Source organism: Methylobacterium currus (assembly GCF_003058325.1).
In the GTDB taxonomy this organism is placed as follows: Bacteria; Pseudomonadota; Alphaproteobacteria; order Rhizobiales; family Beijerinckiaceae; genus Methylobacterium; species Methylobacterium currus.
In genome coordinates this window covers 2,822,440-2,849,232 of record NZ_CP028843.1, presented here as the reverse complement: position 1 = coordinate 2,849,232, position 26,793 = coordinate 2,822,440, and the positions used below count along the sequence as shown (strand labels likewise).

Annotated in this window: 28 protein-coding genes; 13 read left to right on the top strand and 15 right to left on the bottom strand. The window is 71.3% G+C overall.

From position 1 onward, the window contains the following. Positions 1-94 precede the first annotated feature (94 nt). The 6 genes from phoB to pstS form a co-directional block, all read right to left on the bottom strand. Complete coding sequence (phoB, locus tag DA075_RS13305; RefSeq protein WP_099953645.1) at positions 95-796, bottom strand: phosphate regulon transcriptional regulator PhoB; 702 nt, start codon at positions 794-796, stop codon at positions 95-97. A gap of 70 nt (positions 797-866) precedes the next feature. Continuing rightward, complete coding sequence (gene phoU / locus DA075_RS13300) at positions 867-1,586, bottom strand: phosphate signaling complex protein PhoU (RefSeq protein ID WP_099953644.1); 720 nt, start codon at positions 1,584-1,586, stop codon at positions 867-869. 80 nt (positions 1,587-1,666) lie between these two features. Next, complete coding sequence (pstB, locus tag DA075_RS13295; protein WP_099953643.1) at positions 1,667-2,479, bottom strand: phosphate ABC transporter ATP-binding protein PstB; 813 nt, start codon at positions 2,477-2,479, stop codon at positions 1,667-1,669. A 28-nt stretch (positions 2,480-2,507) separates the two neighbouring features. Continuing rightward, positions 2,508-3,416 carry a phosphate ABC transporter permease PstA gene (gene pstA, locus DA075_RS13290; protein ID WP_099953642.1) on the bottom strand — a complete coding sequence of 303 codons (909 nt, stop codon included), beginning with the start codon at positions 3,414-3,416 and terminating at the stop codon, positions 2,508-2,510. 39 nt (positions 3,417-3,455) lie between these two features. Further along, positions 3,456-4,433 (bottom strand): phosphate ABC transporter permease subunit PstC, encoded by a 978-nt coding sequence (pstC, locus tag DA075_RS13285; protein ID WP_099953641.1) that lies wholly within the window; start codon positions 4,431-4,433, stop codon positions 3,456-3,458. Positions 4,434-4,655: 222 nt separating this feature from the next. Next, positions 4,656-5,696, bottom strand: a complete 1,041-nt coding sequence (pstS, locus tag DA075_RS13280; protein WP_099953640.1) for a phosphate ABC transporter substrate-binding protein PstS — start codon at positions 5,694-5,696, stop codon at positions 4,656-4,658. Between the two features lie 397 nt (positions 5,697-6,093). Between pstS and DA075_RS13275 the strand changes: the two genes are divergently transcribed. Together DA075_RS13275 and DA075_RS13270 are read left to right on the top strand one after the other, a co-directional pair. Further along, positions 6,094-6,291, top strand: a complete 198-nt coding sequence (locus DA075_RS13275) for a hypothetical protein (RefSeq protein ID WP_099953639.1) — start codon at positions 6,094-6,096, stop codon at positions 6,289-6,291. Positions 6,292-6,663: 372 nt separating this feature from the next. Then, positions 6,664-7,386 (top strand): sigma-70 family RNA polymerase sigma factor, encoded by a 723-nt coding sequence (locus DA075_RS13270; protein ID WP_099953638.1) that lies wholly within the window; start codon positions 6,664-6,666, stop codon positions 7,384-7,386. Between the two features lie 190 nt (positions 7,387-7,576). On the opposite strand, the gene DA075_RS13265 is transcribed toward DA075_RS13270, so the two are convergent. Further along, positions 7,577-7,930, bottom strand: coding sequence for a CsbD family protein (locus tag DA075_RS13265; RefSeq protein ID WP_099953637.1), 354 nt, complete (start codon positions 7,928-7,930; stop codon positions 7,577-7,579). A gap of 263 nt (positions 7,931-8,193) precedes the next feature. Between DA075_RS13265 and DA075_RS13260 the strand changes: the two genes are divergently transcribed. Both DA075_RS13260 and DA075_RS13255 read left to right on the top strand, forming a co-directional pair. Continuing rightward, positions 8,194-9,192: a DUF2865 domain-containing protein gene (locus DA075_RS13260; RefSeq protein ID WP_244936571.1), complete on the top strand. Its 999-nt coding sequence runs from the start codon at positions 8,194-8,196 to the stop codon at positions 9,190-9,192. Between the two features lie 374 nt (positions 9,193-9,566). Further along, positions 9,567-10,493 carry an MBL fold metallo-hydrolase gene (locus DA075_RS13255; protein WP_099953635.1) on the top strand — a complete coding sequence of 309 codons (927 nt, stop codon included), beginning with the start codon at positions 9,567-9,569 and terminating at the stop codon, positions 10,491-10,493. A gap of 152 nt (positions 10,494-10,645) precedes the next feature. Here the strand turns inward: DA075_RS13255 and DA075_RS13250 are convergent, their stop codons facing one another. Then, positions 10,646-11,425 carry a DUF1499 domain-containing protein gene (locus DA075_RS13250; RefSeq protein ID WP_099953634.1) on the bottom strand — a complete coding sequence of 260 codons (780 nt, stop codon included), beginning with the start codon at positions 11,423-11,425 and terminating at the stop codon, positions 10,646-10,648. 253 nt (positions 11,426-11,678) lie between these two features. On the opposite strand from DA075_RS13250, the gene hisC reads away from it, so the two are divergent. The 3 genes from hisC (at position 11,679) to DA075_RS13235 (ending at position 15,031) form a co-directional block, all read left to right on the top strand. Continuing rightward, positions 11,679-12,794, top strand: coding sequence for a histidinol-phosphate transaminase (gene hisC / locus DA075_RS13245; RefSeq protein WP_099953633.1), 1,116 nt, complete (start codon positions 11,679-11,681; stop codon positions 12,792-12,794). Beyond that, positions 12,787-13,722 (top strand): prephenate/arogenate dehydrogenase family protein, encoded by a 936-nt coding sequence (locus DA075_RS13240; RefSeq protein WP_099953632.1) that lies wholly within the window; start codon positions 12,787-12,789, stop codon positions 13,720-13,722. The genes hisC and DA075_RS13240 overlap by 8 nt, the downstream gene beginning before the upstream one ends. A gap of 112 nt (positions 13,723-13,834) precedes the next feature. After that, positions 13,835-15,031, top strand: a complete 1,197-nt coding sequence (locus DA075_RS13235; protein ID WP_174800089.1) for a patatin-like phospholipase family protein — start codon at positions 13,835-13,837, stop codon at positions 15,029-15,031. A gap of 126 nt (positions 15,032-15,157) precedes the next feature. On the opposite strand, the gene DA075_RS13230 is transcribed toward DA075_RS13235, so the two are convergent. Together DA075_RS13230 and DA075_RS13225 are read right to left on the bottom strand one after the other, a co-directional pair. Continuing rightward, positions 15,158-16,237, bottom strand: a complete 1,080-nt coding sequence (locus DA075_RS13230) for an acyltransferase family protein (protein ID WP_099953631.1) — start codon at positions 16,235-16,237, stop codon at positions 15,158-15,160. A 183-nt stretch (positions 16,238-16,420) separates the two neighbouring features. After that, a complete protein-coding gene (locus DA075_RS13225; RefSeq protein ID WP_099953630.1) occupies positions 16,421-16,921 on the bottom strand; it encodes a cupin domain-containing protein in 501 nt (166 codons plus the stop codon). Between the two features lie 292 nt (positions 16,922-17,213). On the opposite strand from DA075_RS13225, the gene DA075_RS13220 reads away from it, so the two are divergent. The 6 genes from DA075_RS13220 to DA075_RS13195 all read left to right on the top strand — a co-directional run bounded on the left by DA075_RS13220 (position 17,214) and on the right by DA075_RS13195 (position 23,475). Then, entirely contained in the window at positions 17,214-17,789 is a 576-nt protein-coding gene (locus tag DA075_RS13220) for an SCO family protein (protein ID WP_099953629.1), read from the top strand. A gap of 200 nt (positions 17,790-17,989) precedes the next feature. Next, positions 17,990-18,559 (top strand): QcrA and Rieske domain-containing protein, encoded by a 570-nt coding sequence (locus DA075_RS13215; RefSeq protein WP_099953628.1) that lies wholly within the window; start codon positions 17,990-17,992, stop codon positions 18,557-18,559. Positions 18,560-18,790: 231 nt separating this feature from the next. After that, complete coding sequence (locus DA075_RS13210; protein ID WP_099953627.1) at positions 18,791-20,626, top strand: PQQ-dependent dehydrogenase, methanol/ethanol family; 1,836 nt, start codon at positions 18,791-18,793, stop codon at positions 20,624-20,626. 26 nt (positions 20,627-20,652) lie between these two features. Next, positions 20,653-21,147, top strand: coding sequence for a hypothetical protein (locus DA075_RS13205; RefSeq protein ID WP_099953626.1), 495 nt, complete (start codon positions 20,653-20,655; stop codon positions 21,145-21,147). Between the two features lie 81 nt (positions 21,148-21,228). Further along, entirely contained in the window at positions 21,229-22,434 is a 1,206-nt protein-coding gene (locus DA075_RS13200; protein WP_099953625.1) for an acyl-CoA dehydrogenase family protein, read from the top strand. 72 nt (positions 22,435-22,506) lie between these two features. Next, the gene (locus DA075_RS13195; protein ID WP_099953624.1) at positions 22,507-23,475 is read left to right on the top strand and encodes an alpha/beta hydrolase; all 969 of its coding nucleotides are present in this window, start codon (positions 22,507-22,509) and stop codon (positions 23,473-23,475) included. 122 nt (positions 23,476-23,597) lie between these two features. Here the strand turns inward: DA075_RS13195 and DA075_RS13190 are convergent, their stop codons facing one another. From DA075_RS13190 to DA075_RS13170, 5 genes are all read right to left on the bottom strand, one after another. Continuing rightward, positions 23,598-24,020, bottom strand: a complete 423-nt coding sequence (locus tag DA075_RS13190) for a thiol-disulfide oxidoreductase DCC family protein (RefSeq protein ID WP_099956577.1) — start codon at positions 24,018-24,020, stop codon at positions 23,598-23,600. A gap of 161 nt (positions 24,021-24,181) precedes the next feature. Further along, positions 24,182-24,481: a hypothetical protein gene (locus tag DA075_RS13185; protein WP_099953623.1), complete on the bottom strand. Its 300-nt coding sequence runs from the start codon at positions 24,479-24,481 to the stop codon at positions 24,182-24,184. A 50-nt stretch (positions 24,482-24,531) separates the two neighbouring features. Beyond that, positions 24,532-25,548 (bottom strand): CobW family GTP-binding protein, encoded by a 1,017-nt coding sequence (locus DA075_RS13180; RefSeq protein ID WP_232388598.1) that lies wholly within the window; start codon positions 25,546-25,548, stop codon positions 24,532-24,534. Then, complete coding sequence (locus DA075_RS13175; protein ID WP_099953621.1) at positions 25,548-25,841, bottom strand: hypothetical protein; 294 nt, start codon at positions 25,839-25,841, stop codon at positions 25,548-25,550. The genes DA075_RS13180 and DA075_RS13175 overlap by 1 nt, the downstream gene beginning before the upstream one ends. A gap of 15 nt (positions 25,842-25,856) precedes the next feature. Beyond that, on the bottom strand, positions 25,857-26,756 hold the full coding sequence (locus DA075_RS13170) for a polysaccharide deacetylase family protein (RefSeq protein ID WP_099953620.1): 900 nt from the start codon (positions 26,754-26,756) through the stop codon (positions 25,857-25,859). Positions 26,757-26,793 lie beyond the last annotated feature (37 nt).

The window sequence follows — 26,793 nt, the reverse complement described above, 5'->3', positions numbered from 1 at the left end:
GCGAGGCATCCGCTCGGCGTCCGACCCGCGCGGGTCACCGGGCCGGTGAGCAGCCGAAGCGTCGGTTCCGCGCAAGCGACCGCGAAGCTGGCCCTCACGGCTCGTGTGCGAACATCTCGTCGAAGGAATAGCCGGAGCCGCGAACGGTGCGGATCGGGTCGGCGTCGCGGCCGCGGTTGATCGCCTTGCGCAGGCGGCCGATATGCACGTCGACGGTGCGCTCGTCGATATAGACGTCGTGGCCCCAGACCCCGTCGAGAAGCTGCTCGCGCGAGAAGACCCTTCCTGGGCTCTGCATCAGGAATTCGAGCAGCTTGAACTCGGTCGGGCCGAGATGCAGCTCGCGCCCGTCGCGGCGGACGCGGTGGCTGACCCGGTCGAGCTCGATGTCGCCGGCGACCAGGAGGTCGGCGACGTGGGCGGGCTTGGACCGGCGCAGGAGCGCCCGCACCCGCGCCAGAAGCTCGGGCACCGAGAACGGCTTGACGATGTAGTCGTCGGCGCCGGTGGCCAGGCCCCGCACCCGGTCGCCCTCCTCGCCCCGCGCCGTCAGCATGATGACCGGCAGCCGCTCGGTCTCGCGGCGGGCGCGGATGCGCCGGCACAATTCGATGCCGGACAGGCCCGGCATCATCCAGTCGAGGAGGACGAGGTCGGGCACCTGCTCGCGCAGGCGGATATCCGCCTCGTCGCCCCGGGCGACGGCGTCGACCTCGAAGCCCTCGGCCTCGAGGTTGTAGCGCAGGAGGAGGGTCAGCGCCTCCTCGTCCTCGACGATCAGGATACGGGTACTCATGCGGGGCACTTCGGGCAGGGGGCCGGAGGGTGGCCCGGGCCGGGGTCGAGCCCGGGCGCGGGCCGACCCGTCAGGCCTCCGGCTGGGGATCGAGGGTGGCGAAGCTCGAGCCGTCGTTCTTGGGACGGTCGGTCGGCAGCGTCTCGCCGGTGGCGAGATAGTGGATGGTCTCGGCGATGTTGGTGGTGTGGTCGCCGATGCGCTCGACGTTCTTGGCGCAGAACAGGAGGTGCGTGCAGAACGTGATGTTGCGCGGATCCTCCATCATGTAGGTCAGGAGCTCGCGGAACAGCGAGGTGTAGAGCGCGTCGATGCCGCCGTCCCGGGCCCAGACGTCGAGGGCGGCGACGGTGTCCTGGGTGGCGTAGGCGTCGAGCACGTCCTTGAGCTGGCCCTGGACCAGCTCGTTCATGTGCTCCACGCCGACGACGACTTTCTGCAGCTGGACCTGGTCGGCGATGGCGACGACGCGCTTGGCGACGTTCTTGGCGAGGTCGCCGATGCGCTCGAGATCGCCCGAGACGCGGATCGCCGAGATCGTCTCGCGCAGGTCCACCGCCATCGGCTGGCGCTTGGCGATGAGGAGGATGGCCTTCTCCTCGATCTCGCGCTGCAGCCCGTCGAGGCGCTGGTCGACGGCGATCACCGCCTGGGCGAGGGCGGCGTCGCGGCGCAGGAGCGCCTGGCCGGAATCGGCCACCATCTTCTCGGCGATGCCGCCCATCTCGGCGATGCTGCGCCGCAGGTTCTGCAGCTCCTGATCGTAGGAGGTGACGATGTGGCTCGACATGAGGGGTGACTCCCCGCGATGAGGTGGAGCTTACGGTCAGCACCGGCCCGGGCCGGGCCGGCGCAACGAGGCGTCGGGTCTCAGCCGAACCGGCCGGTGATGTAGTCCTGAGTCTGGCGCTTCGACGGGTTCATGAACAGCCGGTTGGTCGGCCCGAACTCGATCAGCTCGCCGAGATACATGAAGGCGGTGAACTGCGAGATGCGCGCCGCCTGCTGCATGTTGTGGGTGACGATGGCGATGGTGAACTCGGTCCGCAGCTGCTCGATCAGCTCCTCGATGCGGCCGGTCGAGATCGGGTCGAGGGCCGAGGTCGGCTCGTCGAACAGGATCACTTCCGGGCGCTGCGCCACCGTGCGGGCGATGCAGAGGCGCTGCTGCTGGCCGCCGGACAGGCCCATGCCGGACTGCTTGAGCTTGTCCTTCACCTCGTCCCACAGCGCGCCCTTGCGCAGGGCCTCCTCGACGCGGTTGTCGAGGTCGGCCTTGCCGAGGCGCTCGTAGAGCCGGATGCCGAACGCGATGTTGTCGTAGATCGACATCGGGAACGGGGTCGGCTTCTGGAACACCATGCCGACCCGGGCGCGCAGCTCGTTGAGGTCGATCGACGGATCCAGGATGTTGCGGCCGTCGAGCAGGATCTGCCCCTCGGCGCGCTGGTCCGGATAGAGGCTGTAGATGCGGTTGAAGGTCCGCAGCAGGGTAGACTTGCCGCAGCCCGACGGCCCGATCAGCGCCGTGACCTGGCGGTCGAGGAAGTTGAGGTTGATGTTCTTCAACCCCTTGAAGTCGCCGTAGTAGAAGCTCAGGTCCTTGACGGCGAGGCGGATCGGGGCGGACTCGTCGGCCGTGCTCTGGCCCACGACCGGCACGGCGGTGGCGGTGGCGCTCATCGGGTTGTCTCCAAGCAGGGTATGACGGTCAGCGCCCCTTCGGGCCGCTCAGGACGAGGCGGGCCACGATCGACAGGCCCAGGATGGTGACGGTGATGAGGAGCGCGCCGGCCCAGGCCAGCTGGCGCCAGTTCTCGTAAGGAGACAACGCGAACTGGTAGATCATCACCGGCAGGTTCGCGACGCCGCCCATCAGGTTGGGGCTGAACCAGGAATTGTTGTTGAGCGCGGTGAAGAGCAGCGGCGCGGTCTCGCCGGCGATGCGGGCGAGCGCGAGGAGCACGCCGGTGACGATGCCGGACTGCGCCGCCCGCCAGGTGACGCTGCGGATCACGATCGACAACGGGGCGCCGAGCGCCGCGCCGGCCTCGCGCAGGGTGCCGGGCACCAGGCGCAGCATGTCCTCGGTGGTGCGCACGATCACCGGCGTCGCGATGATGGCGAGCGCCACGCCGCCGGCCCAGCCCGAATAGCCGCCCATCGGCCGCACCATCAGGGTGTAGACGAACAGGCCGATCAGGATCGAGGGCGCCGAGAGCAGGATGTCGTTGAGGAAGCGGATCATGTCGGCGAGCTTCGAGGTGCGGCCGTACTCGGCGAGGTAGGTCCCGGCCAGCACGCCGACGGGCGTGGCCACCGCGATGCCGAGCGCCGTCATCACCAGGCTGCCGAGGATCGCGTTGGCGATGCCGCCGCCCTCGGAGCCGGGGCCGGGGGTGACCTGGGTGAACAGGGCCGGCGTGAAGCCGCGCACGCCCTCGATGATGAGCATCAGCAGGATCGAGCCGAGCACCACCGCGCCGAGCGCGGTCGCGACGGTGCAGGACACGATCAGGAGCTTGTCGGCGGTGCGGCGGCCGGCGCGGACCCGGCCCCATTCCTGCGGGGCGGGAGCGGCGGGGGCGGAGCCCTGGACCGCGGCGGGGGAGGCGTTCATCGGGAGGTGTCCTGCGATGATCTTGAGACGATCTTGGGATCAGGCCACCTTCGCGCGGCGCACCAGCAGCCGGGCGATGATGAGCACGATGAAGGTGACGACGAACAGGATGCAGCCGAGCGCCATCAGCGAGCTGAGCTGCAGGCCGTCGGCCTCGTTGAACTCGTTGGCGATGCGCGAGGCGATGGTCGAGCCCGGATCGAAGATCGAGGCCGAGAGGCGGTTGGCGTTGCCGATCACGAAGGTGACCGCCATCGTCTCGCCGAGCGCGCGGCCGAGGCCCAGCATGATCGCCCCGATGATCGAGACCGAGGCCTGCGGGATCAGGACGTGGCGCACGACCTCCCAGGTGGTGCAGCCGATGCCGTAGGCGCTCTCGCGCAGGACGGTCGGGATCTGGTCCAGCATGTCGCGGGTGATCGAGGCGACGAAGGGCACGATCATGATCGCCAGGATGATGCCGGCGGTGAGGACGCCGACGCCGGAGGGCACCTGGGCATAGAACAGGCTGCCGACGATCGGCATGCCCTCGACGACGTTCGAGACCGGGATCTGCACGAAGCGCGCGAAGAGCGGCGCGAAGATGAACAGGCCCCACATGCCGTAGATGATGCTCGGCACCGCGGCGAGCAGCTCGATCGTCATCGAGACCGGGCGGCGGGCCCAGCCGGGGCAGAGCTGGGTCAGGTAGATCGCGATGCCGAGCGAGATCGGCACGCCGATGACGAGGGCGAGCAGCGCCGACACGAGGGTGCCGATGATGGCGACGAGCGCGCCGTATTCCTCGCGCCCGACATTCCAGGCGCTGGAGACGAGGAAGCCCGGGCCGAAGGCCTGGAAGGCGGGCCAGCCGCCATAGGCGATCGAGGCGAGGATGCCGGCGAGCACCAGCAGCACGAGCAGCGCCGACGCGAGGGCGGCGGCGCGGAAGATGCGGTCGCCCACGGGGCTTGGGGGGGCGCGGCGGGCGATTTCGGGCCTCGCCGCCACAGCGACGTTCTCAGACAACGCGACCATCCGGGTTTCCCTTGGAGTGAGCGGCCTCTAGCGCGCTCGGCGGATCGAGGCGAGTCGGACGCGATCCGGCGGGCGGCGGGATCTCGGCTTTCCTCAAGCGCCGCGCGGGCCCGGGAGCGGCGAGGCCGGGCGCGGTCGCCCGGCCTCGCCGCATCCTGCGCCGGCGGAAGTGGGAGAGCGGGATTCCCGCCCTCCCGGTTCTAGAGGGTCGGACCGACCGGGTTACATGCCGAGGACGGGCTTGCCGTCCTTGCCGACGACCGTCTTCCACTCGTCCTCGACCTGGCCCACGACCTTGTCGGGCAGCGGCACGTAGTCGAGATCGGAGGCCATCTTGTCGCCGCTCTTGTAGGCCCAGCGGAAGAACTTCAGCACCTCGGCGGTGCGGGCCGCGTCGGCCGGGTTCTTGTGGACCAGGATGAAGGTCGCGGCGGTGATCGGCCAGGCCTTGGCGCCCGCCTGGTTGGTCAGCGAGATGCCGAAGCCGGGAGCGGCCTTCCAGTCGGCGTTGGCGGCGGCGGCCTGGAAGGCCTCGTCGCCCGGCAGCGGGAACTGGCCGTCCTTGTTCTGGATCAGGGCGACCGGCAGGTTGTTCTGCTTGGCGTAGGCGTACTCGACGTAGCCGATGGCGTTCGGGACCTGCTTGACGACGGCGGTGACGCCCTCGTTGCCCTTGCCGCCCTGGCCGGTCGGCCAGCTGACCGTGGTCGAGGCGCCGAGCTCGGACTTCCAGGCCGGCGACACGTCCGACAGGTAGGTGGTGAAGATGTTGGTGGTGCCGGACGCGTCCGACCGGTAGACCGCGGTGATCGGCGCGTCGGGGAGCTTCACGCCCTCGTTGAGCTTGGCGATCTTCGGGTCCGACCACTTCTTGATCTTGCCCTGGTAGATCTCGGCCAGGACCTCGCCGGTGAGCTTGACCTCGCCGGTCTTCACGCCCTGGATGTTCACCACCGGGACGACGCCGCCCATCACGGTCGGGAACTGGACCAGGCCGTCCTTGTCGAGGGTCGCGCCCTTCAGCGGCGCGTCGGTGGCGCCGAAATCGACGGTCTTGGCCTGGATCTGCTTGATGCCGCCGCCCGATCCGATCGACTGGTAGTTCAGGCCGTTGCCGGTCTCCTTGCGGTAGGCCTCGGCCCACTTGGAATAGACCGGGAACGGGAAGGTGGCGCCGGCACCGGTGATGTCGAGGGCGAGCGCCGAGGTGGCGATCTGGGCGGTCGCGAGCCCGATGGCGAGCGCGTAGGAGAAGGGCTTCACTGGTATCTCTCCGTGTTCGGATCGGTCCGGCATGATGCAGGAGCGTTATCGCTGGCCCGCATCCTGCGCGTCGACGGCCGGTGAGGACGCGACCGGTTTCCCCGGACTGCGCCGATCATGTCCCGATCGTTGCCGGGGCCTCCGCCGCGCCGCGAGGGATAAGCCCGGTGCGACGCCGGCCCTATGACGATTGCATGACGCTTAGATGACAAGCGCGGGCCGGATGCGACGTTCCAGGCCTCTCATGCGTTGGGAAGCGGAAAGACGCCGGCTCTCGCGAGCCGCGACCATGCCGACAGGACGAGCCGTTGTGCACAACCTCAACACGACAGAGCGAGATCGAGCCCAGGGAGGCCGCGGGGCCGATCGCCCCGACGATCCCGGGCGCCGGGAGCTGATGGCCCTCCACGCCGAACGGACGGAGCTGGAGCAGCGCCTCGCCAGGGCCGAGCAGGAGCGCCTCTACCTCACCGATCCGGCCGCCGCCGCCGCCGCGCAAGGAGAGGAGGCCGCCCTGCTGGCGGAGCTCGACCGTCTCATGACCCGCATCCGTGCGGCCGAGTACCGGAGCCAGCCCGGCGCCCGCACCTGGTAGGCGCCGGCACGCGACGAGCGCGGGACCGCGACCGCGGAAACCTGGTCGCAGGCGTCCGGTCCCGGGAACCTGGGCAGTACGAAGCCGTTGCCCCTCGCGACCTGGGCCATCGGCCCGGGCGCCGCACGGCCGCGCGGCCGGCGGAGTGACGGGAGCGGCGGCGATGCGGTGCGAGGACGTGCGGATCGGGGGTGCGGCACGCGACCGGATGCGGCGCTGCTGAACCGTCCTTCCGCCCGCGGCGATGCGCGCATCGACAGGCGCGCGGCGCGCCCCACTTCCCCTTCCAGGAAGCTCCGGCGGGGTATTTATGAAAGCGGCCCGTCAGAGTGCCGCCGCCCCGCCCTCCCCGCTTCAGAACGTGAGAGTCGCATGGCGTCCACCGACAATCCCATCCTCAACCGCGAATCCAAGCCCGGCCTGTCCCCGACCGTCCAGCGCCATCTCGGCCACCAGCTGCGCGCGGCCTATGCGCCGCTCGAGACCGCTGCGACGCCGGACGTCTTTCTCGCCCTGATCGAGAAGCTGGAGGCGGCGCTCGCCGCCCAGGGGCGCACCGTCGAGCCGGAATTCCGCGAGGGGATGCTGGCGGCCCTGTCCTCCTTGCGCGCCTTCGCGCTCTCGCTCACCAACAACGCCGCCCGGGCGGATGATCTCGTCCAGGACACGATCCTGCGCGCCTGGCAGAACCAGCACCGCTTCCAGCCCGGCACCAACCTGAACGCCTGGCTGTTCACCATCCTGCGCAACGCCTTCTACTCCGAGCAGCGCAAGCGGATGCGCGAGGTGCAGGACGAGGACGGCTCCTACGCGGCGCGCCTGTTCACCGCCCCCGACCAAGGCCACCGCCTCGACGTGCAGGACCTGCGCGCCGGCCTCGCGAAGCTGCCGCCGGACCAGCGCGAGGCGCTGATCCTGGTGGGCGCCGAGGGCCTGTCCTATGAGGAGGTGGCGGGCATCTGCGGCGTGGCGATCGGCACGATCAAGAGCCGCGTCAACCGCGCCCGCAACCGCCTGGCCGAGCTCCTCGGCTACGGGGACGACGACCTGACCGGCGACCGGATGATGCAATCGGCCATGGGCGAGGGCGTCTGAGGGCGAGGGCGTCTGAGGGCGAGGGCGTCTGAGGGCGAGGGCGTCTGAGGGCGAGGGCGTCCGAGGGCGAGGGCGTCCGAGGGCGAGGGCGTCCGAGACCACATCGTCCGCGGCGGCGTTCGGCGCCGTCGCATCTCACGCTCCGATGACAGCGCCCGCGGCGATCCCGCGGGCGCTTCGCGTACCGCCCTCAGCGGCGGTTGTGGAGCAGCCAGCCGAAGACGTAGCCGATCGCACCCGCCATCAGCAGCGCCGCAAGGTGATGATCGCCGACCTGGCGGGCCACCGCCCGGTCGGCGCGCCGGTAATAGTCGCGCCCGGTCTCGCGGGCCTGATCGATCGAGTCCGGCGCGGCATCGGCGAGGCCGCGCACCGCATCCCTCACCTGGTCCTTGGCCTGGCCGTACACGCTGCGGGCCGCCCCCGCCGCCTGGTCGGCGAGGCCCTGCGCCTGGGTGCCGGCATCGCCGGTCCATTCGCCGACCCGCTGCTGCACCTTGCCGCCGAGCTCTTGGCCGGCGCCAGTGATCCGGTCGGAATCCATCGCGTCTCTCCTTCATGGCGGGCGGTCCGCACGCCGCCGCTTGCCTCTTCAACGCGCCGGAGGCGCAAACGGCTTCCCGGCCCGCGGACGCCGCGTCCCAGGCCGCCACATCGAGGCACGGGAGACGCCCGGCCGGGACACCGGAACGGCGAATCGCCCGGTCAGCGGTGTCGAGTCATGAATTTGTTAACTCAGCGCTTTTCCGCAGTTGCGCGAGGCCGGGGCGAACCGTTAACTGCCGTTAACCTTTGGTGAGGCATCCCGTGAACTCGACCCCGACCGCGTCCGGCGGCGCTCGTATGCGCGCCCTCGCCCGCATGCTGGCTTTTGGCGCGCTGATCGGACTCGGGGGCGTGGGCGCCGGAACCACCCTGGTGCATGCCGCGGACGATGCCGGCGTGCTCGATTTCCTGCTCGGCGACGTGCCGCGCAGTCTGGGCCTGCCGGCGCGGGCCCCGCGGCCGGCAGCGTCCTCGTTGCGCGAGCGGCGGGTGCGCTGGACGAGCCGGCCGGCCAATGCCGCGCTCCCCCGTCCGCGCTGGACCGATCCGGCGCCGCGCCTGCAGACCACGGGACCGAAGCCCTCCTCCTTCCGCCAGACCCGCGAGCCGGTCTCCGGCCTGAGCCGCCACGGCGGTGCCGGCAGCCATGCCCGCACCGTCTGCGTTCGCACCTGCGATGGCTACATGTTCCCGCTGGCGAATCTCGGATCAGAGGACGCGGCCCCTGCGCAGGAGCAGGCCTGCGCGGCGGCCTGCCCCGGAGCGGAGACCGCCCTCTACACGGTGCGGGCCGGCGAGGAGCTCGACCAGGCCGTGGGCCGGAACGGCAAGCCCTATCGCAGCCTCGCGGCGGCCTTCGCCTATCGGAGCCGGCTGGTGGGGAGCTGCTCGTGCAACCCGGGCGCGGGCGGCTATGCCCGGCTCCTCCTGCGCGACGCGACACTCCGGCCCGGCGACGCGGTGGCGGGTGCGGCCGGGGCGCAGGTCTTCGCCGGCCGCGACCGAGGGGGCGAGGCCCGCTACGTCGATTTCCGCCGCGCCGCGATGATCTCCGCGCGCGAGCGGCGCGAGCTCGACCGCACCCTCGACGTGAGCCGCCTGGAGCGGGTGCGGGCGGAGTTCCGCCGCTCGCTGGCCGCCGAGCACCGGGGCGGGTTCGGACGCCTGCGCTATGCCTCGGGCGTCACCGGCTTCGCCGAGGTCGTCAGCGACGCGAGCGCCGCCCCGATCCGGATCGTCGAGCCCTCCCCCTATCGCTGATCGGCCAGGCTCGCGGGGAGTCTGTTGCGGGCCGGAGACAGGGGCCGTCTTCCGGGGGACTGCGCCCTCGCGGCGCTTGCGATTCACAGGCTCCCGAGACGACACTGACTCCGTCGAGGCCTTCGCCCGGCTCCCTCCCGCATCGTCGTTCGCCATGTCGCCCGCGCTCGAGAATCGTCTGTTGCCGTACCGCGAAGTCGCGGCCGTGTTCGTGAGTTCCGGCCTGTTCTTCGCAGGCCTGCTGTGCTGGGCGTTGATGGCTGGGTGACGCCGGGACGACGCGGGCAAGGGGGTCCCGGATCGGCCCCCTCGACAGGGGGGAGCGCGGCCGCTAACCCGGATGCGTCGTGAACGCCGCATCAGGAGGCCGTCCGGTGAGCGAGTCCGAGGCGCCCGAGGCGGCGCCCACCTTCCTGCGCGAGGCCCCGGCGAGCGGCCGGACCGAGGCGGTGTCGCCGCTGATCCGGCGGCTGGTCTGCCCGAATGCCGGGCCCTTCACCCAGAGCGGCACCTGCACCTATCTGGTCGGGCACGGCCGCGTGGCGGTGATCGATCCCGGCCCGGACCATCCAGAGCACCGGGCGGCCCTGCTCGCCGCCCTCGACGGCGAGAGGGTCGAGGCGATCCTCGTCACCCATACCCACCGCGACCACTCCCCCGGTGCCCGCCCGCTCGCGGCCGCGACCGGCGCCCCCATCCTCGGCTGCGGCCCGCACCGCCCGGCCCGTGCGGTGCGCGGACCTGAGCAGGGGCGGCTCGACGCGGCCGGCGATGCCGACCACCGGCCGGACCGCGAGCTGGCCGAGGGCGAGAGCGTCTCAGGCCCGGGCTGGACCCTGACGGCGCTCGCCACCCCCGGCCACACCATGAACCACCTCGCCTTCTCGCTGCCCGAGGAGGACACCCTGTTCTCGGGCGACCACGTCATGGCCTGGTCGACCAGCATCGTGGCGCCGCCGGACGGGTCGATGGGCGCCTACATGGCCTCCCTCGACAAGCTGCGCGGGCGGTCCGAGAGCGTGTACTGGCCCGGCCATGGCGGCCCGGTGCGGGAGCCGCAGCGCTTCGTGCGCGGCCTCCTGAGCCACCGCCGCGCCCGCGAGACCGGCATCCTGGAGCGGCTGGGCGCGGGCGAGCGCACCATCCCGGGCCTCGTCGCCGCGCTCTATTCCGGCCTCGACCCGATGCTGCGGCCGGCCGCGGCGCTGTCGGTCTTCGCCCACTTGGAAGACCTGGTGGAGCGCGGGCGGGTGGCGACGGACGGACCTCCGGCGCTCGATGCGGAGTACCGGGTCGTCTGAAAGCCCTCCCAGGACTCTCCGCCGGCCCCGACACCCTCCGACGTCATCCCGGGTTTTCGCCTTCGGCCAGCCCCGGGATGACGTCCAAGGGCCGTCGGCTCGGAGGCTTGCTCGATTCGGGCCACGGTCGAGCAGGCCCGGCGCACGCGCCCCTACTTCACCGCCAGCGCCAGGTTCCCGATCTCATCCAGATAAGCCCGGATGTGATCGGCGTTCTGGCCGAAATCGCGGTCGCCGAAGCGGGTGGCGGAGCGCAGGTCGATGCGGGTGCCGTCGGCCCGCGGATGCAGCCGCACGGTGACGTCGTAGGGCAGGCCGAGGAGGCGCGAGCGCACCACCGCCTCGATGCGGCCGTTCCCGGCCCGGCCGCCGGGCTTGTAGGATTCGACCACCTGCCACTTGCGGTTCTGCGCCGCCTTCATGGCGAGCGCGAAGGCCTCGTCGGGGCCGAGATCGAGGGTCAGCGGGGCGATCTGCGGATAGGCCTCGCGCTGCAAGGCCCGGGCGGCGGGGGCGGAATCGCGCGGCAGCCGCCAGCCTCGGGCCTCCCAGGCGGCGCGGGAGCGCGAGAAGGCCGGCGGATTCTCGATATCGGTCGAAACGTCGGTGAGCGGCGGCAGCATCACGCCGCGGGCCGCCATATAGGCCGGGTAGGCCAGGACCAGAACCGCGAGCAGCAGGCCGCCGACCGCGATCCCGAGGCCCCGCGCCCCCTCGCGCCAGATCCGCACGAAGGCGGCGACGGCGAGCAGCACCGCCAGCGCCGCGAGCCCGACCCCGGAGCCGAGGGCCGCCAGGGCCGCATCGGTCTGGGCCCGCGGGTCGCGCACGAGCAGCAGCGCGAGGCCGACCACCGCGAGGGAGAGCCAGGCGAGGCGCAGGGCCCAGGGGGCCGCCCGGGTGACGGGTTCCTCGACGATCAGGCGACGCATGGACGGGAACGGTTCGGCAGCATGATCCGGCGGGGCGAAGGGCCGCGCCGGGACGGGCGACCTTGGACAGCCCCGTGTACCGCCCCGCGTCCGCCCGCGCTACCGGGCGGCCGCCGCGGCAGATCGGCGAATTGCGGTCGTCGCCTTGGTCGTGCCCGGTGCAAGGCTCCCGCGCAAGCCGCGCCGTTTCCCAAAGCCCGCGACTTGCTCTAGACGGCGTGACGTTGTTCGACGCCGACCCCAAGGTTCGCTCATGTCCGCCGCTGCCCTTCGCCCCGTCCCGCGTCCCGGTGTCCTCGCGATCGAGGCCTATGTCCCGGGCAAGAGCGCGGCCCCGGCCGGCGTGAAGCTGCACAAGCTGTCCTCGAACGAGACGCCGATGGGACCGAGCCCCGCGGCGATCGCGGCGATGCAGGAGACGGCGGCGCATCTGGAACTCTATCCGGACGGCGCCGCCACCAAGCTGCGCCAGGCCATCGCGCAGAAATACGGGCTCGATCCCGAGCGCATCGTCTGCGGCGCCGGCTCGGACGAGCTGCTCTCGCTCCTGACCTACGCCTATATGGGCCCAGGCGACGAGGGGCTGTACTCGCAATACGGCTTCCTCGTGTACCGCATCGCCATCCTGGCGGCGGGCGGCACGCCGGTGGTGGCGCCGGAGCGCGACCACACCACCGACGTCGACGCGCTCCTGGCGGCGGTGACGGACAAGACCCGCATCGTCTACCTCGCCAACCCCAACAACCCGACCGGCACCTACCTGCCCTTCGACGAGGTGCGCCGCCTCCATGCCGGCCTGCCGAAGAACGTCCTTCTGGTGCTCGACGCGGCCTATGCCGAGTATGTCCGGCGTAACGACTACGCCGCCGGCCTCGAACTGGTGGCCGAGTCCGAGAACGTGGTGATGACCCGCACCTTCTCGAAGGTGTACGGCCTCGCCGCGCTCCGCATCGGCTGGATGGTGGCGCCGGCCGCGATCGCCGACGCGGTCAACCGCATCCGCGGCCCGTTCAATCTCGGCTCGGCGGCGATCGCCGCCGGCGCCGCGGCCATGGCGGACGACGCCCACATCGCGAAGGCGGTGGCCCACAACGACGAGTGGCTGCCGAAGGTGACGAAGTCCCTCGAAGGGCTTGGCCTCAGCGTCACGCCGAGCGTCGGCAACTTCGTGCTGATCCACTTCCCCGAGGAGCCGGGCCGCACCGCCGCCGAGGCCGACGCCTACCTCACCGCCCGCGGGCTGATCCTGCGCCGGGTCGGGGCCTACGGACTGCCGAACGCGCTGCGCATGACGATCGGTACCGCCGAGGCCAACGAGGCCGTGGTGGCGGCGCTGACCGACTTCGTGAAGGGCGGCCAGCGTGGCTGAGGCTCCGTTCCGGCGGCTCGCCCTCGTCGGTCTCGGGCTGATCGGCTCCTCGATCGCCCGCGGCGCCCGGGCGGCCGGACTCGCCGAGACCATCGTGGCGATCGACCGCGACCCGGGCGTGATCGAGCGGGTGCGGGCCCTCGGGCTCGCCGACGAGGCGGTGACCGATCTCGCCGCCGGCGTCGCGGGGGCCGACCTCGTGATCCTGTGCGTGCCCGTCGGCGCCATCGGGGCGGTGGCCGCCGAGATCGCCGGGTCGCTGGCGCCCGGCGCAATCCTGTCCGATGTCGGCTCGGTCAAGGCCGCGGTGGTGGCCGCCGCCGGGGCGCACCTGCCGGACGGCGTCAGCTTCGTGCCCGCCCACCCGGTCGCCGGCACCGAGCATTCGGGGCCGGATGCGGGCTTCGCCAGCCTGTTCCACGGCCGCTGGTGCATCCTGACCCCGCCGGAGGGCACGGACCCGGCGGCGGTCGCGCGGGTGCGGGGTTTCTGGGAGGGCCTCGGCTCCGTCGTCGAGACCATGACGCCCGCCCACCACGACCTGGTGCTGGCGATCACCAGCCACGTGCCGCACCTCATCGCCTACAACATCGTCGGCACCGCCGCCGACCTCGAGACCGTGACCCAGTCCGAGGTGATCAAGTTCTCGGCCGGCGGCTTCCGCGATTTCACCCGCATCGCGGCCTCCGACCCGACGATGTGGCGCGACATCTTCCTCACCAACAAGGAGGCGGTGCTGGAGATGCTGGGCCGCTTCAACGAGGACCTGGCGGCGCTGGCCCGCGCCATCCGCTGGGACGACGGCGATGCCCTGCACGCCCTGTTCACCCGCACCCGGGCGATCCGCCGCGGCATCGTCGCCATGGGCCAGGAGACCGCCGAGCCGGATTTCGGCCGCCGCAGCGGCGGCCCGAAGGCGGCGGAATAGGGTCGGCGGACCGCGGAACCGATCCGCCGTTCGAGCTTTGCCATAAGCGTTGCCGTTTCGTCGTCTTCGTCGGATACTCCCGGCGAGGCGGCGTGGCAAAACTCGTGGTGTGATGATCGTGCTCCATCGATCGACCTGGATACGCGGCCTCGCGGTGGCCCTGATCGGGGCGCAAGCCGCCGCCTGCGCGTCGCTGCCGCGCGCGCCCTATACGGCGGCCGAGGCGGCCGCCGCCACCGTGCCGGGCCAGACCCCCGACGTGCGCTACTGGGCCGACGGCTCGGCCCGCAGCTTCGCGGCGGTCGCCGACCAGGTGAAGTCCTCGCGCGAGCCGTTCAGCTACCTCGCCCTTTCGGGCGGCGGCGGCGACGGGGCCTACGGCGCCGGCGTGCTCAACGGCTGGAGCGAGACCGGCCGGCGGCCGAATTTCACCATGGTGTCGGGCGTCTCGACCGGCGCGCTGATCGCGCCCTTCGCCTTCCTGGGACCGGCCTACGACGAGCAGTTGCGCCAGATCTATACCAGCGGCGAGGCCGCGACGCTGGTGCGCTCGCCCAACCCCCTCAACGTGCTGATCGGCGACGGGCTGTTCGGCGATGCGCGCCTGCGCGACCTCGTCGGGCGCTACGTCACGCCGGACCTGGTGACGGCGGTGGCCGAGGAGCACCGCAAGGGACGGCGCCTCCTCGTCGTCACCACCAACCTCGATTCGCAGCGCGCCGTGATCTGGGACATGGGCGCCATCGCGGCGAGCGGCCAGCCCAACGCCGCATCCCTGTTCCGCGACGTGCTGACCGCCTCGGCCAGCGTGCCGGCGGTGTTTCCGCCGATGCTGATCGACGCCCAGGCCGGCAACCACGCCTTCCAGGAGATGCATGTCGACGGCTCGGTGGTGACGCCGGTCTTCACCCTGCCGGAAGCCTTCCTGACCCAGGACGGGCGCATCGCCACGAGCCGCGGCAAGCCCAACATCTACGTCGTCATCAACGGCCGCATCGAGCCGAGCTTCGACGTGGTGCAGAACGGCACCCTGCCGATCGCGGTCCGCTCGCTCTCGACCGTCGGCCGCGCCCGCTCGCGGGCGACGCTGGCCAGCACCTACGCCTTCGCCCGCCGCAACGGAATGGGCTTCAACCTGACCTATATCGACCGGCGCATCCCCGAGGTCCCGGCCTCGCAGGGCTTCGACACCGCCTATATGCGCCGCCTCTACGAGGACGGCTACCAGAAGGGCCGCGCCAGCACGGTCTGGCAGACGAACCTGCCGCGCGAGGGCGAGCCGGCGGTGGATACCCTGGCGCTCCGCTAGGAGGGACGCCGGGGCGGGCGAGCCGACGGGGACGGTCGGGGCGGTCGCCGCCGGCGCGGCCCCGGTTCCGTCAGCGCTGGGACGGGCGGGGTGCGACTTGGGTTCAAGTTCACGAGCGCGGCGGTCTCAGACGGAGGGCGCCAGCGTCTTCGCTGTCCCCGTGCCGATGCGGCGCGCCCAGGCGATCGCGGGCTTTTCGACGAGCTCGTAGACGCATTCCGCCAGCAGCAGGGCCAGCGGAAGCGCAAGGGTGATGATGACGGGAACCGGCAGGATCCCGGCCAGCATCGCCTTCAGGCTGTCGAGCAGCACGAGATGCGTGAGATAGAGGCTGTAGGAGATCCGGCCGAGCCAGAGCAGGACCGGCAGCGACAGCACCCGGGTCATGACCGGCCAGTCCAGCGCAAGCACGATCAGGACGGCGGCGGCGATCAGGCTCGACTGATCGAGAAGGACGCTCATCAAGACGAGCGCGACGACGAATGCCGCCAGCGGGTATCGGGAGAGGGCGGCAAAGAAGGATCGCCGAGCGTGATGGTCCCAGGCCAGGAACGCACCCACGGCAAAGCATCCGGCAAAACGCGCCGTGATGACGGCGGCCGCGACGGGATCCGCCGACCCATAGGGGAACTGCCCGATCCGGAGAGCGACGAACAACCCCTCGACGCCGATGAGGAAAACGACCATCGCCCAGAACGTCGCGCGCGGCCGATGCAGAATGAGGAAGCAGATCAGCGGCAGGACGAGCGACAGGCGGATTTCATAGACGAGCGACCAGCTGGGTGCGTTGACGGACGTGCCGGCGGGATGGCCGGTGAAGGCCAGGTAGTGCAACCAGCCCGCAGGATCGCTATGCCCGGTGCCCGCGGAGAGCACCATGCCCGCCAGCCCGGCGGCGAGATAGGGCGGATACAATCGAGCAAACCGCCGCGCGGCATAACGCCAGTAGCTGTCGCGCCGGCTGTTGTTCCACAGCGCGGTGGCGAGGACGAAGCCACTCAACACGAAGAAGAAGATGACGAAGCTGCGTCCGTTGGCGAGAACACGCAACGGGGTGTGGTTCAAGGTGCCGTCCGGAAGGACCATCTGCAGGCTGTGCGTCATGACAACGCCGAACGCCGCCACACCCCGCAAGGCGTCGAGGGCATGATAGCGGCCCGGTTCGGCGCGCTCCGCGACGCTGCCGGCATTCCCGGTCGGCACCATTCGGTTCTGATCTCCTGAATTGTTCGCGCGCGGGCCTGGAGGCCGCGGCGCGAGGCCCCGTCGAGTCGGTGGCGGACGGACGAAGCACGCGGGCACTCGTCGCGGGCCGCGTCGTGCCGGGGCCGCATCCGCGGAACATGGAACGACGCGATGGAGCGGGACCGCGGTCGCTCACCCGATGCCCTACACGGCGGAGAAGCCCTCCTCGCTCCCCGCCCCATACCAGGTGAAGTGCTTCTTGATCGGCTCAATCACATCCCAGGTGCCGGAGAAGCCCTTCGGCGTCACGAAGGCGTCGCCGGCCCGGTAGGTCCGCGAGACGCCTTCCGCGTCGGTGACGGTCACTACGCCTTCGAGGATCTGGATGAACTCGGCTCGATCGAAGTCGATGCGGAACTTGCCGACCCGGCAGGTCCAGATGCCGGCGGCGAACAGGCCGTCCGGGCTGCGATAGATGTAGGTCGCGGTCTGGGCCGGATTGCCCGACAGGATCGTCGAGAACGGCGGCAGGTAGGTCTCGGCCGCGGGCTGCACAGCCGGAAACTCGACCGTCTGCTGCAGCGGCCCGTCGAGGAGCGGCGGCGGCTCGCGGCGCAGGAACGGCACCATCCGCAGCACCGGCACGACGCCCATATAGGCCAGCACCGGCCCGCCCGAGGTGATGAGCTGCTTGATGATCGACATGGCTTCCTTTCGGGGCGATGATCGCCGGCCGTCGCAACCTGTTCGCTGACCCGGACAGACAACCCGGTCGCTCTTAACGGAGGGCTGCGGCGATGATTCGAATGCGCCGGGATGTGGCGCCGCCTGCCGGGCAAGGTTAAGGGACCCTCGCCGGGTCCGTCGAACGTCCAGGAGGGACGAGACGGCCCGCGATCATCCGTCAAAAGCCTGCGAGATGCGGGGATCATCGTCGCCGTCCAGTGGCGATTCCCGACGGACACGCTTACATCGCGCTACGGCGTGAGGTTGAAGGATGCGTGCGGTCTCGTCATGGTTGCGGCGTCTCGGCCGGGCGCTGGCACTGGCTGTCCTCCTCTCCGGCGGCGCGGCGATCCATCCGCCCGCGGCCGCCGGCTCCCTGGCCTGGCCCGCGGGGCATGGCTTGGTCGACCAGGCGGGGGCGCCCGTGGACGAGGCCCGCTTCGCCGGCCGGCTGCGCCTGGTCTCTTTCGGCTACACGCGCTGCCCCGACCTCTGCCCGACCGCCCTGATGACGGTGACGCAGGCCCTCGACGACCTGCCGCCCGCCCTGCTCGCCCGGCTGGCGCCGGTGCTGATCGCCGCCGATCCGGAGCGTGACGGCCCGGCCGTGCTCGCGGCCTTCCTCGACACGTTCCACCCCGCCATCGTGGCGGTGACCGGCCCGGTCGCCGTCATCGACGGCCTCGCCGCGGCTTACGCGGCACCGATCCGGCGCCATGACGGTGTGGTCGACCACCCGGTCGGGTTCTTCCTCGTCGGCCCGTCCGGGATGCTGCTGGGGCGGCTCCCGGCCTCGATCACGCCGGACGAGCTGGCCGAGACCCTGCGGCGCGCGCTCTCCCGTTGAAATCTGCCCGTTGAAAATCTGCACGCTGAGATCCGCCCCCTCGCGGTCGCGCTGCATCGCACAGCATTTCTTCGCACCGCACCAAGCACAGGAAACATCAGGATCCCGTGAATCGGCGTGAAGCGGGTTGACGCAACCGCCGGCTCGGCTACTCATATAGAAAATCATAAGAACAAAGAACGATTCCACCGGGAGGAACGATGGATCGCGGTGAACGACGCGCGCAGGGACTCGACCGGCGCAGCGTGGTGATGGGAGCCGTTGCCTGCTGCGCGGCGGGACATGCAGCCTGGGCGGGTCCCGAAGAGCTGCTGCCGCAGAAGGGCGACCGGCTGGTGCTCGGCGATGGGGCGAAGGCGGGGCAACCCGTGACCCTCGACGGCCTGCCGATCGGCGGCGACCTCGTCGAGGCGGTGGCGGTCGATCCGCAGGGGGTCAAGCGCGAGGGCTCGCGCTTCGCCAAGATCATCCTGGTGCGGGTCGCCCCCGAGCAGGTCGCCGAGGACCAGCGCGCCCACGCCGTCGACGGCGTCCTGGCGCTCTCGGCCATCTGCACCCATCAGGGCTGCACCATCTCGGGCTGGAGCCACGAGACCCGGCGCCTGAGCTGCTTCTGCCACCATTCCGAGTTCCTGCCCGCCGAGGGCGGCCGGGTGGCCAAGGGGCCGGCGCGCAAGCGCCTGCCGGTTCTGCCGCTCGCCAAGGGGGAGGGCGGCACGCTGATGGTCGCCGGCGGCTTCACGACCAAGCCGGGGCCGGGCCCCGCCTGAGCGGGACGGGACGGCATCCGCGCGACGCCCCGCGCCAACAGCCGCCCCGCGCCCAGACAGGCAGCGCTGCCGCGCTGCCCGTCATACGAAGAGGACGGCAGCGCTGCCGCGCTGCCGCCGCGAAGGGGGACCGAGACCCGCGCAGCAACGACGCGGATCCGGACAACGAGACCACAAGGGTTTGAGGAAATGCCGGGCCGGCCCGCGCCTGCCCCTGCCTAGGAGAGCAGCATGACACGTCTCGTTCGAGCCAGGGGCTGGCTCGCCGCGGTCGCGCCCTGTGCCGTGGCCCTCGCACTCGCCACCGCCCCGGCGAAGGCCGGCCCGGCCGACGGCAAGCCAACCGACGGCAAGCAAGCCGGCAGCAAGGTCGACTACAAGCCGGTCACCGACCAGCGGCTGGCCAACCCCGAGCCCGAGAACTGGCTGCAATACCGCGGCAACTACCAGAGCTGGGGCTATTCCCCCCTCGACCAGATCACCGCGAAGAACGTCACCAAGCTCGTGCCGGCCTGGAGCCTGTCGACCGGCGTGAGCGAGGGCCACCAGGCCCCGCCGATCGTCAATAACGGCGTGATGTTCGTCACCACCCCGCAGGCGCAGGTGATGGCGATCAACGCCCGCACCGGCGAGATCCTGTGGCGCTACCAGAAGGAGCTGCCGCCGGAGCTGTCCCAGCTCCACCCGACCAACCGCGGCGTCGGGCTCTACGGCGACAGCGTCTACATGACCACCACCGATTCCTGCGTGGTCGCGCTCGGCGCCACGACCGGTAAGGTGAAGTGGGAGAAATGCGTCGCGCCCTGGCAGGACGGCTACTACATGACGCTCTCGCCGCTGGTGGCGAAGGGCAAGGTCGTGGTCGGCGTCTCCGGCGGCGAGTACGGCGTGCGCGGCTTCATCACGGCGCTCGACGCCGAGACCGGCAACGAGGCCTGGAAGACCTATACGGTGGCCGGTCCCGGCGACCCGGCGGCGGAGACCTGGAAGGGCGACGCCTGGAAGACCGGCGGCGGCTCGGTCTGGATCCAGGGCAGCTACGATCCGGCGGCCAACCTCGCCTATTTCGGCACCGGCAATGGCGGTCCCTGGACGCCGGACGCCCGGCCGGGCGACAACCTCTACACCTCGTCGGTCGTCGCCCTCGACCTCGATACCGGCAAGATCAAGGGCCACCACCAGTACCACTGGAACGACGCCTGGGACTGGGACGAGGTCTCGGCGCCGGTGCTGATCGACATCGAGCGCGACGACAAAAAGATCCCGGCCGCCATCCATGCCGGCCGCAACGGCTATCTCTGGACCCTGGAGCGCAGCAAGGACGGGCCGCTGAGCTTCGTCGACGGCAAGCCCTTCGTCTACCAGAACGTCTTCTCCTCCCTCGACCCGAAGACCGGCCGGCCGAGTTACGACCAGTCCAAGATCCCCGGCATCAACCGCCGCGCCGCCTTCTGCCCCGGCCTGTGGGGCGGCAAGGACTGGCCGCCGGAGGCCTACAACCCGAAGACCGGCCTCTTCTACATCCCCAGCAACGACAACCTGTGCTCGGAGCTGGCCGGCGCCCAGGCCGGCACGCGCAAGCCGGGTGAGCTCTATATCGGCATCCCGATCGACGAGGTGCTGAACTCCCTGCGCCTGCGCGACGGCGTCGACAAGTCGAAGCCCTTCGCCATCGGGGCGATCCAGGCCTGGGACCCGAAGACCGGCAAGCGCGTGTGGCAGCACGACTTCCAGGATTCGGCCAACTGGGGGCCGCTGCTGACCACCGGCAGCGGACTGATCTTCGCCGGCGGCACCAGCGACCGGAAGTTCCGGGCGCTGGACGGCACCACCGGCAAGGTGCTGTGGGAGACGCGGCTCAATTCCGGCGTCACCGGCGTGCCCTCGAGCTACATGGTCGACGGCGTCCAGTACGTCGCGGTCCAGGCCGGCTGGGGTGTCGATGCCGAGCGCATGCTGACCGGCATCAACGCCCTCATCCCCGAGGAGCGCCGGGTCAGCATCCTGCCCCAGGGCGGCGTGATCTGGGTGTTCCGGGTCATGGGCGAGGAGGCGGCGGCCAAGTGATCTCTCGTCGAGTGAGGGGCCGTTCGATGGTGAAGCCGGGGCTGCGTCTCGCCGCCCTGGCGCTCGCCGGCCTGCTCGCGGGGCCGGCGGGCGCGCAAAGCCCCCCGGACGTGACGGCGGCCAGTGCCGCTGCCCCCCTCCCCTCGCAGCCGGACGCGCTCGTCGCCTACGTGACGACGGCCATCCGCGACCACGACCTCCCCGCCTTCGAGCGGCTGGTGAACTGGACTGGTACCCGGGCTCAGCGCAAGCGGCTGACGCTCTACCAGATCCGCTCCGGCTTCGGCCGGCCGATCAAGGCGGCGGCGCTGGAGCCGATGCCGGAGGACGGCCTCGCCGAGGCGACCGCCCGGGGCACCCTCAAGGCCAACATGCCGGTGACCGACCGGCTGCGGGTGGTGTTCGACGAGCCGCCGGTCGAGGGCGACGCCGCGCCCACCAGCGTGTTCCTGATCGGCCGCGAGGGCGGCACCTACCGCATCGCCCTGCTGGTGCCGACCGGGCCGCCCCGCGGCAAGTAGCGGGTCGGTCAGTGCTTGACCGCGGGCCCCGGGTGGCGCAAGCGTTCGGAATTATAATTCCACCGCCCGGAGGATTCGGTCATGGACTTCACGCTCTCCCCGCGCATCGAGGAGTTCCGCGCCCGCATCGCGGCCTTCGTCGAGAGCGAGATCCTGCCCGTCGAGGCCGACCGCAGCACCTGGGACGAGCACGAGAATATCGGCCCCGAGGCCCTGGCCGCCCTGCGCGCCAAGGCGAAGGCCGCCGGCCTGTGGTGCCTGCAGCTCAAGCCCGAGACCGGCGGCCAGGGCCTCGGCAAGGTCGGGATGGCGGCCTGCTACACGGAGATGAACCGCTCGATCTTCGGGCCCGTCGTGTTCAACTCCGCCGCCCCCGACGACGGCAACATGATGGTGCTGGAAGCTCTCGGCACGCCCGAGCAGAGGGCGCGATGGCTGGAGCCGATCGTCTCGGGCGCGGTGCGCTCGGCCTTCGCGATGACCGAGCCGCATCCCGGCGGCGGCTCCGACCCGTCGATGATCCGCACCCGGGCCGAGCGCCAACCGGACGGGTCCTGGCGGATCTCCGGCCGCAAATGGTACATCACCGGCGCCGAGGACGCGGCCCACTTCATCCTGATCGCCCGCACCTCGGACGATCCCCGCTACGGCCTCACCGCCTTCCTGTTCCACCGCGACCAGCCGGGCTGGGAGATCGTCCGCCGCATCCCGATCATGGGACCGGAGGAGCATGGCGGCCATTGCGAGCTCGCCTTCGACGGCCTGACGATCAAGCCCGAGGACGTGCTCGGGGGCGAGGGCAAGGGCCTGAAGGTGACGCAGGTCCGCCTCGGCCCGGCCCGGCTCACCCATTGCATGCGCTGGCTCGGGCTCGCCGGCCGCTGCGTCGAGATCGCCCAGGACTACGCGGCCAAGCGCGAGGGCTTCGGCGTGCGGCTCGCCGACCGCGAGAGCGTGCAGCTGATGCTCGGCGGCCTCGCCATGGATATCGAGATCGGCCGTCTCCTGGTGATGCGCGCCGCCTGGGAGCTCGACCAGGGCCGCTTCGCCCGGAAGGAGGTGTCGATGGCCAAGGTCCACGTCGCCAATACCCTGCACCGGGCGGCGGATATCGGCATCCAGATCAACGGCGCCCGCGGCTATTCCAAGGACACGGTGCTGGAGTGGATCTACCGCTACGCCCGCCAGGCGCGCCTGGTCGACGGCGCCGACGAGGTCCACCGCATGGTGCTGAACCGCCACCTCGAATCGGAGGGACGCGGCTTCTTCGCCTGGCCGACGGCGTAAAGCTTGAGCGCGACGGTCGGGGCGGAGACCTGTTAAGGATCTGTCCGCCCCGAATCTCTGGTCGAGTCTCCCATGCCCGCCATCCATCCCGACGTCCAGGCCCTGCTGGCGATGCTGCGCGCCGCCAACGCGCAGCCCCTCGAGGCCCTGCCGCCCGAGGCGGCGCGGCGCGGCTACCTGGCCGGGCGCCGGGCCCTTCAGCCGCCGCCGGACCCGGTCGCCGAGATCCGCGACCTCGCCGCCCCCTCCCCCGCCGGGCCCGTGCCGCTGCGGCTCTATCGCGGCGAGGGCACGGTCCCCGGGACGGCCCTGCCCTGCCTCGTCTACCTGCATGGCGGCGGCTGGGTGCTCGGCAGCATCGAGTCGCATGACTGGGTCTGCCGGCGGCTGGCCAACCTGACGCAAGCCTGCGTGATCGCGGTCGATTATCGGCTGGCCCCCGAGCATCCGTTCCCGGCGGCTGTCGAGGACGCGGCGGCGGCCCTCGCCTTCGTGGTCGAGCGGGCGGAAGGCTTAGGCGTCGATCCGGCCCGGCTCGCGGTCGGCGGCGACAGCGCCGGCGGCAACCTCGCGGCGGTGCTGGCCCTGATGGGCCGCGACGGCACCCTGCCGCAGACGGCGATGCAGGTGCTGCTCTACCCCTCCGTCGATCTCGGCCTGACCAGCGAGGGGTTCGAGCGCATCACCGAGGGCCAGCCCCTCACCGCCGGCACGATGCGCTACTTCGTCGACCACTACGCCCCCGAGCCGGGCGACCGCACCGACTGGCGCGCCTCCCCGGCCCGCGCCGCGAGCCTCGCCGGCACGGCGCCGGCCCTGGTGCTGACCTGCGGCCACGATCCGCTCTGCGAGGAGGGCCGCCTCTACGCCCACCGCCTCGAGCGCGAGGGCGTGCCGGTCACCGCCCTGCACCTCTCCGACCAGACCCACGGCATCCTGACGATGAGCCGCGTGGTGCGCAGCTCCGCGACGGTGCTGGCCTTCGTGGCCGAGGCCCTGCGGGAGCGCTGGAGCCTGGGCGGGCCGGAGGGCGGGCGCTGACGGACCGCAGGGCCGGGATCACCGATCGGGCTCGGTAGCGCGGCCGCCTTCGCCCCCGCCGGGCTCCAGCGTCCCGCGATAGGCGACGATCGCTTCGACGAGCTGGAATCAGGGCCTGTCCCTCACAGGATCCGGTCCCGGTACCGGTCGGGCGGCACCCAGCAGGTCTCCCGTCGCCCGAACAGGCGATGGCGGTTTCGCGCGAGGACTCGGTAGACCGGATCGCGCAGCACGGCCGGCACGAGCCGGAAGACGCGAGCGAGCCGCCAGGGATATCCGAGGGCCTCGCAGATGCCGAGGACCGCATCGCTGTCCCGGCGGACCCGGTCGCCCACCACCAGCAGGCTCGCCGGATCGTCCGGGTCCAGGCCGTGCCGCTGGAAGAGGGACCGGCCGGCCTCGCTCTGCATCGAGGCCAGGCGAAAGGTCGCGCGGCAGTCCCGTTCCAGGACGAAGCGGGCACTGGCCGAACAGAGCACGCATTCGGCATCGAACAGGATGATGGGGCCGGCGGGATCCGGTGTCGTGCGGGCTGGCGTCGCCATGGGCGAATCATAGCCGATCACCCCGGCGCGAGAGAAGCCGGCGCGCCGATCGGATCGCCGAGGCCGCGCGGATGTCGGCCTCGCTCAAGCGCGTGGCGAAGCCGGCTCCGCCGCGCGGGTCAGGCGATCCGGCTTCCAGCCCACTTCGTGCGAGGAGCGCCTCACGCCTCCTGGCGGGTTCTCCGCTTGGCGGAGGACGTCCGGCGGGGCTTCGGCGCCTCGGGCTCGGGCGCCGGCTCGGCTGCGCGCACCACCGCTTCGGGCGCCTTCGCCTCGCGGGTGATCATCTCCACCATGCTCTGCGGCAGGCGGACGAAGTGGCCGGTGCCGTGGCCGGACCGGTCGAGGATCTCGGCGAAGACCGGCTTGTGCGGCTCGTGCCCGGCCTCGCCCAGCGCGCAGGGACGGCGCGGCAGGGCGCTCAGCTTCGCGGCGAGTTCCTTCGGCACCAGTGCGTTCACGCCTCACCCTCCCGTCTGCCGGACAGAGCGGAGATGTAGGACCGTCAAGGTTAACGATCGGCTGCCACGGCGGCGGGTGCGCCCGGGAAGGAGGGGCGTGCGCCCGTGAAGGCTCTTGCGCCTGTAAAGGCTCCATAGGAGCGGCGCAGGAGGTTTGCATCGAGGTCGTGGCCGATCAGCACGAGGCGGGTGCGGGCGCCGCCGTCGGGCCAGGCGGGAAGGTGCCGCGGCGGATGCACCAGGTGTTGCACGCCCTGGATCACCACCGGCGTGTCGACGCCCGCGACCGCCACCAGGCCCTTGAGGCGCAGGACCCGGGCGCCGTGCCGGTTGAGCAGCATGCCGAGCCAGAGCCCGAACCGGGTCCAGTCCACCGGCCCGCTCTCGATCAGCACCGCGCCGACCGGGCCGTGCGGCGCCGCGGGGATCTCGGCGCAGAGCCAGCGCCGGGCGCTCGGGCTCCCGGTCGGGTCGTCGGTGAGAAGGGCGGCCTCGGGCGCGTCGTCGAGGGTGAGGTCGGTGACCGGCGCGAGGGGATTGAGCGCGGCCAGCCGCGCCCGCAAGGCCGCGGCGAGGCCGGGCTCCGCCAGGTCGGTCTTCGACAGGATCAGCCGGTCGGCGCAGGCCACCTGCCGCACGGCCTCCTCGTGGCTGTCGAGGGTGCGGGCCCCGTTCACCGCATCGACCACCGTGACGATGGCGCCCACCGCGAAGGCGTGGCGCAAGACCGGATCGGCCACCAGGGTGGCCACGGCCGGGCCCGGATCGGCGAGGCCGGTCGTCTCGATCACCACCCGGCGGAACGGGGCGACCCGGCCGCGCCGGCGGCGGTCGTGCAGGTCGATCAGGGCCGCCTTCAGGTCGCCGCGGATGCTGCAGCAGACGCAGCCGCCGCGCAGGAGCGCCACCTCGCCCTGCAACGGCTCGACCAGCAGGTGATCGAGCCCGACCTCGCCGAACTCGTTGATCAGCACCGCGGTGTCGGTGAGCGCCGGCCAGCGCAGCAGGCGGGCCAGCAGCGCGGTCTTGCCGGCGCCGAGGAAGCCGGTGAGCAGGGTGACGGGGATCACCCCTGCCCCTCGAGCGCCGCGATCACCACCGGGTCGAGGGGGTCGCAAGGCCGCCCGGACAGGCGCTCCGCCGCCGGCCATAGCGCGCCGAGATGATCGACCACCGCGCTCCGCCCGGTGCGCCCGGACAGGGTGTAGCGATCGGCCCAGGCGGCGAGGCGCAGGCCGTAGAAGCCGAGCACGCGGTTGGCGGCAGCGGCGCGGGCCCGGCGCTCGGCCTGCGGCGTGCCGCTCCTCACGCCGTCGCTCCAATGGTCGGGCGCCCCGAAGGCGCCGCACAGGCCGCACATCGGGCAGTCCCTCCGTCAGGATTGCGGCCGCGCCGTACCCTCGAACGGGAAGCGCCGCGAAAAATCCTCGGCGATCGTCTCCATCGTCACGAAGCGCACGCCCTCGTGGGCCTTGAAGTGCTGGAACAGGCGGTCGTGCATCTGCAGCACGTGCGGCTTGCCCGACACGTCGGGGTGGATGGTGATCGGGAAGACGGCGTAATCGTAATGGGCATAGACCCAGTCGAACTGGTCCCGCCACATCTGTTCGATGTCGCGCGGGTTGACGAAGCCGTGGCTGTTGGGCGCCGCCTTGACGAACATCATCGGCGGCAGGTCATCGAGATTCCAGGAGGCGGGGATCTCGATCAGCCGGGTCTCGGTGCCGTGCTCGAACGGGCGCATCCAGGTCGAGGGATGTTGGGAATAGTCGATCTTGGTCCAGGATTCGCCGACCCGCACGTAGTAGGGGTGGTGGTCGTTGTGCATCAGCGAGTGGTCGTAGCGGATGCCCTTCTTCTGCAGGAGCTCGTTGGTCTTCGGCCCGAACTCCCACCAGGGCGCGACGTAGCCGCGGGGCGGCTTGCCGGCGAGATCGGTGATGAGCCCGACGCACTTGTCGAAGATCGCCTCCTCCTGCTCCGGGGTCATCGCGATCGGGTTCTCGTGGCTGTAGCCGTGCATCCCGATCTCGTGGCCGGCCGCCGCCACGGCCTTCATCTCCTCGGGAAAGGTCTCGATCGAGTGGCCTGGGATGAACCAGGTCGTCTGGATGCCCCAGCGGGCGAACATCCGCAGCAGCCGCGGCGCCCCGACCTTGCCGGCAAAGACCCCCCGGGAAATGTCGCAGGGGCTGTCCTCGCCGCCATACGACCCGAGCCAGCCCGCCACCGCGTCGACATCGACGCCGTAGGACACGAAGATCTCTTTGGTCACGCCGGCCTCCCCGCCTGCCCGGCCGCCATCTGACAGC